The organism is Acinetobacter sp. UBA5934 (genome assembly GCF_002430855.1).
Lineage (GTDB): Bacteria > Pseudomonadota > Gammaproteobacteria > Pseudomonadales > Moraxellaceae > Acinetobacter.
The window spans coordinates 1-3,540 of record NZ_DJDC01000070.1 but is presented as its reverse complement, the minus strand read 5'-3'; the positions used below and the strand labels follow the sequence as shown (position 1 = coordinate 3,540).

Genomic DNA, 3,540 nt, shown 5'->3' with positions numbered 1-3,540 from the left:
ACTGACTTTGCTGCCACTGAAACAGATATCGCAGCGTGGCAACTTCAAGCGATTGAAGCCGGTCAGGCCTGGATTGAAACGACAACTTCACAAGAATTCCAGCCGCAGGAACTGCGTTTGCATCAGCGTGAAGGCGTGCATTATGACAAGGGCTGCTATTTAGGTCAGGAAATTATTGCGCGTCTTTGGTTCAAGGCCAAACCGAAACACTGGTTGCATCTGGTGCAAGGTACAGGTGATGCTCCGGCTGCTGCAAGCAAACTGAACAATGATGTTGAAGTGGTCAATAGCATTGCTGTTAATGGCGGTTATAAAGCTCTTGTAGTTGCAAAACCTGCTGCGCTTGAAGAGCTGGGATTACAAGTTCTAGATTTACCTGAAGCCTTAAATGGTGATGTGGCGCGTCCACAATAATATTGCAGTTGAGCAATCCCATTAAAAAAAGCCTCCCGAAGCGGAGGCTTTTTTAATCACAAATTAAAATCGTGAAAAAGTTTGTTCATGTCTTTAATGACATACTCTTTAAAATGGAATGCACGTGCATGTTTTGCATCAATACGCGCAGTCTTTCCCTCATGTTCAAAAATATAAACACGGTCTTCTTTGCTCACCAAAAAGTTTTTGCCTAATCTCATCAACAATGCATCAAATTTATCTTCATCTGGAATACTTTCATCCCGATTAATCTGATCATATGCCCGTTTAATACCTTTGATGAACATTCATCTACTCACACATTGATTCAACCGTGATTTAAACAAAGATTGGCATAAAAACAAAGTGCCGTTTCGCTACGCCACATTTTTATCCGATCTTGTGTCTGCCTGTTTTTTAAACTTTAAAGCGCTCAACAATACATCTACAAAGCCCTTCAATTGCTTAAGGCTGATTTAAGATAGTCAGCCCAAAATTTATCCAGTAGGGATTATGTAAATATCTATGAAATCTTATTGCAATGTACACATCATGTATTTACATTCAGATAAATAAATTTATGATGTTGTATGAAGTGTTCCACATCCATTTTTAAACACATAAATGGAATTATGTGTATGTTTATAAAAAGGTTTTAAATATGAAAAAAATTATACTTGCCAGCCTTATTGCTTTGTCTTCAAATTTCGCAATGGCAGAAATGGCAACCACTTCAGTTGATCCTGCATTTGCCAAAGTAGAAGCACTGGTTAAAGCAAACAATATGAAAGGTGCTTATGAAGAACTGGATAAATTAACCAAAACAGGGAATGCACAGGCACTTTATAATTTGGCTTATCTGACCCAAACCGGTCAAGGTACAACCAAAGACGAGAAAAAAGCCATTAAGCTGTATGAAGAGTCGGCTAATAAAGGTTATCCCGTAGCCAACTATGTCTTAGGTAAAAACTATATGACCGGTACTTTAGGTCTTCCTCAAGACACTAAAAAAGCCAAACAGTATTTAGAAAAAGCTTCTAAGCAAAATTTTGATGATGCCAGTGTAGATTTGGCGGTATTATTGTTTGCTGAAGGCACACCTGCCTCTGATAAATTGGCTTTGCAAAAATTAAATCCGCTGATCAATAAAGGCAACTATCAGGCCATGCATGCCAAGGCCTTATATGACATCAGCCAAGGTTTTAAAACCAAAAATGAAGAGCCGATTAAACAGGGCTTAAAGACTATTCAGGATCTGGCACAAAAAGGCTATATTCCCGCTTTAATGGCTGTGGGCAACATGTTTGCAAACGGTAAAATTGTTCCGCAAAACTTGCCTGAAGCGAAAAAGATTTTTGAAGCCTTAGCAAAAGAAAATATCCCGCAAGCTAAAGAATCTTTAGCTGTAGTGAATAAAATGATGACTGAACAAGCTAAAAATCCTTCAAAGGCTGAAAAGAAAAGCTAAATTATTTTCCAAACAAAAAGCCCCTAACCATGGGGCTTTTTATTAGCTGAAAAATCTATTACCACCACATGGCAATCAGACCACTCACCAGCATGAAGCCTAATATTGTACTTAACATTAAAGCGCTGAGTGCTTTATCCCCAAGTCCATAGTTCTGTCCTAAAATACCGAACGCAATCGGCATGGGTAACGCAGCAAGCAACGTTCCGGCATAACGCATTTCCTGACTGACATTCGGCAAAAGACTGAACAAGAGAAAAATGGTCAGTGGCATCAGTACAATTTTAATCAGCACCAACGTCATGCTTTGTAAATCTACCGCTTTTAAGCTCATTCCAACCAGACTTCCCCCAATGACAAAGAGCGCAATCGGAGAAGCGGTCTTGCCCAACATTTCCAAAGCCTGAACAATGGAAGATGGAAGTTGAATATTCAAGATCACACACAACATGCCAAACACGATCGACAAAATGACCGGATTTTTAATCACGTTGTATAAGGTCTGCTTGAGCAATCCAGAGGTCGCCCGATGTTGATGAATGCCTGCTTCGGCAATGATCAGTGTCAAAGTCATAATCAGCAGGTTTTCAATAATCAGGGTTAAGGACAGATAAATTGCTGCATGTTGTCCAATCAACATCATAAGAATGGCTGTGCCAATAAATCCGGTATTGGACATGGATGCACCCATGGACAATACGCCAGACTCGGTCAAACGACATTGAAAATATTGAAGGTACAGTACAAATGCAAAGGCAAAAACCAGCAGTGATCCCCCGCCATAAGCGATGAAATAACTGGGATGCCAGATTTCATCAAAATGCTTACTGGCTAAGGCTTGCAATAAAAATGCCGGCAAGGATATTTTAAAAACAAACTGGCTTAAACCTTTGATATGTTCAGCTAAAATAAATTCGAATTTTACGCAGATAAATCCCAATAGAAGCAGCAGGCAAATCGGTAAAATTACACTTAAAACCACAACTACTCCTTGTCGTTAAATCAACTTATTTCAGCTCAATCACTGCCATTTAAAGCAATCAATTTTGGTGTTGAAAAGGTTTAAACAATGATTTCAAACCATGCGGCTGACAACGCAAATATTGTGGTGAAATTTCAATAGGTGCATCCAAGGTCGCCGCAGCATGCCAAGGCCAACGAGGATCGTAAAGCATGGCACGGGCAAGACCAATGGCATCCGCCTGCCCTGTCTGTAAAATATGTTCAGCTTGCGTAGCTTCAGTAATTAAACCTACGGCAATGACGGGAATATTGACTGCCTGTTTAATTGCATGAGCAAAAGGAACCTGATAATTGACACCAATTTCAATCTGCTGCTGTGCATGCAGACCGCCACTGGACACATGAATATAGACTGCACCCAACTGCTGCAAGGCTTTGGACAAACCGACCGAAGATTCAATATCCCAGCTGTCTTTTCCATCCATCCAGTCAGTCGCTGAAATACGCACCCCGACCGGATAATCCGCCGGTACTGCATTTTTTATGGCTTGCAGCACTTCAAGCGTTAGACGAATACGGTTTTCAAAACTGCCGCCATATTCATCAGTACGCTTATTCGACAGTGGCGACATAAATTGATGCAACAAATAACCATGGGCTGCATGCACTTCAATCAAATCAAATCCGGCATCTAC

At 40.5% G+C, this 3,540-nt stretch carries 5 protein-coding genes; 2 read left to right on the top strand and 3 right to left on the bottom strand.

Translation table 11 applies throughout. The features are described 5' to 3' along the window. Nucleotides 1-414 (top strand): tRNA-modifying protein YgfZ (locus B2Y23_RS05040; RefSeq protein ID WP_291369393.1); only part of this gene is annotated, 414 nt, incomplete at its 5' end. Between the two features lie 56 nt (nucleotides 415-470). On the opposite strand, the gene B2Y23_RS05035 is transcribed toward B2Y23_RS05040, so the two are convergent. Further along, a complete protein-coding gene (locus tag B2Y23_RS05035) occupies nucleotides 471-722 on the bottom strand; it encodes a hypothetical protein (protein ID WP_131290079.1) in 252 nt (83 codons plus the stop codon). A gap of 353 nt (nucleotides 723-1,075) precedes the next feature. Here B2Y23_RS05035 and B2Y23_RS05030 point away from each other — a divergent pair, with 353 nt between their 5' ends. Beyond that, nucleotides 1,076-1,882: a tetratricopeptide repeat protein gene (locus B2Y23_RS05030; protein WP_291356633.1), complete on the top strand. Its 807-nt coding sequence runs from the start codon at nucleotides 1,076-1,078 to the stop codon at nucleotides 1,880-1,882. 58 nt (nucleotides 1,883-1,940) lie between these two features. Here B2Y23_RS05030 and B2Y23_RS05025 read toward each other — a convergent pair whose 3' ends face one another. Together B2Y23_RS05025 and B2Y23_RS05020 are read right to left on the bottom strand one after the other, a co-directional pair. Further along, on the bottom strand, nucleotides 1,941-2,864 hold the full coding sequence (locus tag B2Y23_RS05025; protein ID WP_291356635.1) for an AEC family transporter: 924 nt from the start codon (nucleotides 2,862-2,864) through the stop codon (nucleotides 1,941-1,943). A gap of 58 nt (nucleotides 2,865-2,922) precedes the next feature. Beyond that, nucleotides 2,923-3,540, bottom strand: a 618-nt coding sequence (locus B2Y23_RS05020; protein WP_291369392.1) for a tRNA-dihydrouridine synthase, incomplete at its 5' end; no start/stop codon positions are given.